The 4,181-nt window shown below is 69.3% G+C and carries 4 protein-coding genes and 2 pseudogenes; 2 read left to right on the top strand and 4 right to left on the bottom strand.

The features are described 5' to 3' along the window. From A3IC_RS53650 to A3IC_RS0110870, 4 genes and pseudogenes are all read right to left on the bottom strand, one after another. Positions 1-265, bottom strand: a pseudogene (locus A3IC_RS53650) (hypothetical protein); the annotation flags it as partial. A 46-nt stretch (positions 266-311) separates the two neighbouring features. Further along, positions 312-1,307 (bottom strand): FG-GAP-like repeat-containing protein, encoded by a 996-nt coding sequence (locus A3IC_RS72985; protein ID WP_020550077.1) that lies wholly within the window; start codon positions 1,305-1,307, stop codon positions 312-314. A gap of 124 nt (positions 1,308-1,431) precedes the next feature. Continuing rightward, positions 1,432-1,695, bottom strand: coding sequence for a hypothetical protein (locus A3IC_RS0110860; protein WP_158695897.1), 264 nt, complete (start codon positions 1,693-1,695; stop codon positions 1,432-1,434). 648 nt (positions 1,696-2,343) lie between these two features. Further along, entirely contained in the window at positions 2,344-3,315 is a 972-nt protein-coding gene (locus tag A3IC_RS0110870; RefSeq protein WP_245599206.1) for an AraC-like ligand-binding domain-containing protein, read from the bottom strand. A 184-nt stretch (positions 3,316-3,499) separates the two neighbouring features. Here A3IC_RS0110870 and A3IC_RS0110875 point away from each other — a divergent pair. Beyond that, positions 3,500-3,781 (top strand): annotated as a pseudogene (locus tag A3IC_RS0110875) (transposase); the annotation flags it as partial. A 239-nt stretch (positions 3,782-4,020) separates the two neighbouring features. Then, a partial coding sequence (locus tag A3IC_RS73445) for a helix-turn-helix domain-containing protein (protein WP_425387327.1) occupies positions 4,021-4,181 on the top strand: 161 nt, incomplete at its 3' end.

Consider the following 4,181-nt stretch of genomic DNA (forward strand, 5'->3'; position numbering starts at 1 on the left):
CGCCGGTGACGTCGGCGAAGTGCATGCGCCCGTTGTTGAGGTAGTCGGCGAACCCGGTGCCGGTGATGCGGTGGTAGTCGTCGAAGCCGTTGCCGTTGCCGACGCCCATCGTGACGCCGCCGTCGGACTCCTGGACGAGCATGTCCGCCTTGCCGTCACCGGTCACGTCGGCGAAGTGCATGTTGCCGCCGTTGATGTAGTCGGCGAACCCCGTCCCGGTGATGCGGTGGTAGTTGTCGAACCCGTTTCCACCACCGACGCCCATGGTGATGCCGCCGTCGGCTTCCTGGGTGATGATGTCGGCCTTGCCGTCACCGGTCACGTCGGCGAAGNCCACCGACGCCCATGGTGATGCCGCCGTCGGCTTCCTGGGTGATGATGTCGGCCTTGCCGTCACCGGTCACGTCGGCGAAGTGCATGCGCCCGTTGTTGAGGTAGTCGGCCCAGCCGGTGCCGGTGATGCGGTGGTAGTCGCCGAACCCGTTGCCGTCACCCACGCCCATCGCGACGCCGCCGTCGGACTCCTGGGTGATGATCTCCGCCCGGCCGTCCCCCGTGACATCGAACGTACGACGAGCCGGCGCGTCATCGACGATCTTGTTGTAGCGGCGCGGGCTGAAGGTGCCGTGCCCGGAGAAGTACGGGTAGGGGACCTCGCGGTGGACCGCGCCTACGCTGCCTGCCTGTTCGTAGGCGTCGTACCGGGTGTGCTCGGCGTTGACCCAGCCGTTGAAGATGACCACGTGGCCGGCGGCACCCGGATCCGGGTTGAGCAGGACGTCGCCCGGCTTGAGGGACTCCTTGGCGATGGAGAAGGTGAAGTTCACCAGGGTGCCCGTCGTCTCCCCGTAGTTGTTGGCCGAGGAGGAGGCGAGGTGCCAGGCCATGGAGACGAAGCCCGAACAGTCGGTTCGGTAGCGGCCGTTCGCGTCGGAGCGGTAGCTGGTCATGCTGTACGGGACACCCGCCGCCACCCAGGTCCTGGCCCGCGCTATGACCTCACTCCGGCTGATCTGGCCGCCCACACCCGAGTCGGCTGCAGCCTGGGCCTGGGGGCCCGGCAGCATCCGGCCGGTCTTCGCCGTCTTGGCGGCGGCCGCGTCCAGCTCGGCCTGCGTGGCGGTGGTCGGGTTGGGCACGGTCGGGGTGAACGGCGTGATCGTACCTGTGTCAGCCTGGACGGACTGCCCGTCGGCGGGCATCGCGGGAGCCGTGGTGGCCTGCGCCGGAATCGTGGTGGCCAGCATGACGGAGGCGAGGCCCGCGGTGAGCAGGGCGGCGGAGGAACGCCGCAAGGATCGGGACATGGAAGGCTCCAGACAGGTGGGTGATGCGAGGAAGGCCGCAGGCCTGCGATGCAGGTGCGGGGGCACCGCTGATCAGGCGCGGCGGCAAAACGGCCGGCCGCACGGTCGGTGTGAGGCCGGCAGTTCAGAAGTCGGCGACGGTGTAGCCATGCACGGCGATCTCCGTGTTCAGCCGGGTGAGCAGGGTGCGCATCTGCTCAAGGGCTGATGCGTTGCAGTGGGCGCGGACGAAGAGGAAGAGGTCCAGGCCGTTTTCGGTGGGGCGGGGCCGGATGTGCTCCAGGCCCTCAGCCGGGGTCGCGTGCGCCCAGAGCAGGTCGTGGATGAGGCGGGACTGCCCCAGCGGAGCCCGTCCCGACACCGTGCGGCACAGCGAAGCGCGGATCACCCGCACGTGGTGTCAGCCCCAGCCGATGACGTGCTTGTCGTCGGCGGCTGCGAAGTCCCCTCCGATGACAGGGGTTCCGGTGAAGACCGTGTGGTACAAGTCCCAGCCGATCACGCCGCCGCCCCCGGCGGGTGCGGCAACAGCGGCGGAGGCGGCGCCGAGTAAGTGGCGGGCTCGTTGCGGTCCCCGCGCTCGCGGGCAGGGCGAACACCACCACGCTTGCCACGGCGGCGACGATGAGTTTCGGAATCGCGTGCCTCATGAATCTTCCTCGCTGGACCCGCCGGAGCGGGTCGTCGACCCCTGGGACGCTGTCGTTGGTGTGGGGTATGACCAACACAGAGATTCCGGTTGTTTCCCTGATTTCGACCGTCGTCGGATCGCGGGCGCCGCGCGGCAGGGCCGCAGATCGAAACCTGCTGTTCGTACGGCTCGATAGACGGCGTCTCCTCCCGGGACTTCACTTCGCAGTACCTCGTGGCGCCCCCTCACTCTGACGGGGCCGGGAGCTGCGGTCATCCGCACGCAGCGCAGCGTTCCTCCGCATTGCGCGCACGGCGGCAGTGGGAAAAGGGGCGCACGGTCCGTTCGCGTGTTGTTCCCCCCACACAGCCCCGCCGGCCCGTGAAGCCCGGGCCGTGTCGGCCGTCAGCATGCGGCGGGAGGGCCGTCCGCGTCCCGGGCCTGCTCCCGAATCTCGTGGGGCGTGGCTCCGTAGACGTTGCGGAAGACGCGGCCGAGGTCGCCGGGGCGCAGCGCCCAGCGGGTGGCGGTCTCGGCGATGGTGCGGTGCCGCAGTGTCGGGTCGGTCAGGTCGGCGTGGCAGCGTGCCAGGCGGCGCCGTCGGATCGACGCGGCCACCGATTCCGTTTCGTCGCGGAAGAGTTCGTGCAGGCTGCGTACGGATATGTGGTGGTGGGCCGCGATCGCGGCCGGCCGCAGGTCCGGGTCGTGCAGGTGGCGTTCGATGAACGCGTGGACGCGGGCCAGGAGTGTGGCCTTTCGCGTGGTGTCGGGCAGGACGTGGTGGCCGTCGAGGCGGGCGGCGAGGACGGTCGCGGCGAGGTCGACGCCGACGGCCCCCAGTCGGGCCAGGTCCGCGGGGGTGCTGTCGTGCCCGGCTTCGGAGAGTTGCGCGAGGTAGGAGGCGAGGAGTCGGCCCGGCCCGGTGCGTGCCGGCAGGGGTTCGCCGAGCAGGAGGTCGGCACGGCCGCCGGGCAGCGGGAGCGTCGCGCGCGACAGGCGCATCAGAGTCAGTCGACTCTGTCGGCCGATGTCGACGAAGTCGCATTCCAGCGGATGGGAGGTGGAGAACAGCGCCATCCCACCCGCCTCCAGACACGCGGTCCGGCGTCCCTGCGTCAACGTCATCGGGGCGCCGCGCACCAGCACCAGGTAGTAGAACTCGGGGTCGTGCCGGCGGATCTGCACGGCGGAACGCCGGGCCGTCATCGGCGAGAACCCGAAGTCGGCCACCTGGGTGTCCGGCGTCTCCACGGCCTCGACACGACCGCGGAACGCGGCCCGGTAAGGGCAGATGGACACCGGCATGACCTGCCGGCCCATCAACTCCGCCCACCAGCCGAACCGTTCCGGCGCCGGCACGGCATCCGTACTCACCACCGAAAGCGCCGACCCGCCGGGCCCTCGCCGCGAAGATCCCCCGTCAACGGACATCCGGCAATCATCCCCAACCAACCGTGCGCCGAGAAGAGTTCGCGCCGACCGGAACCTGTCAACGCGATCAAGGCAGATGAACCGCCCCGGGTGAGATGGGGACTCGATTACGTGTAGGGATCGAGTCATGGCACGTCCCTCCACCTACCCGCCTGAGCTGCGCAAGCGCGCTGTGCGCATGGTCGCCGAGGTCCGCGGCGACTACCCGACCGAGTCCACGGCGATGCACGCGGTCTGCGAGAAGCTGGGCATCGGCTCCTACGAAACACTGCGCAAATGGGTCCGTCAGGACCAGGTCGACGGCGGGCAGCGGCCGGGCACCACGACGGAGGAGTCTGCGGAGATCAAGCGGCTGCGGCGGGAGAACGCCGAGCTCAGGCGGGCGAACGAGATCTTGAAGGCCGCCTCCTTAGATTCAACCGGTCAGAGCAACAGTGCTGGTTGAGGANGGTATACGTGGCGAGACTGGGTCGGCCGGGGATGTCGGACGAGATGAAGGCCGACTTGTGGCGGCGGTGGAGGGCCGGGGAGTCGATCAGTGTCATCTCGAGGCAGATCGGCAAGCCGCCCGGCTCGGTGTTCACTGTCCTCAAGCACCACGGAGGGATCGCGCCCGGATCCCGCAAGGCACGGGCTGGAAGCTTGACCATGGGCGAGCGGGAGGAGATATCGCGCGGGCTTTGTNCCGGTGAGTCCTACCGGACAATCGCCGGCTTCCTGGGGCGTGCGGTGTCGACGATCAGCCGTGAAGTCAACAACAACGGCGGACGCGACGTCTACCGGGCGATCGCCGCGCAGGAACGGGCACT

The organism is Embleya scabrispora DSM 41855 (genome assembly GCF_000372745.1).
GTDB classification, from domain to species: domain Bacteria; phylum Actinomycetota; class Actinomycetes; order Streptomycetales; family Streptomycetaceae; genus Embleya; species Embleya scabrispora.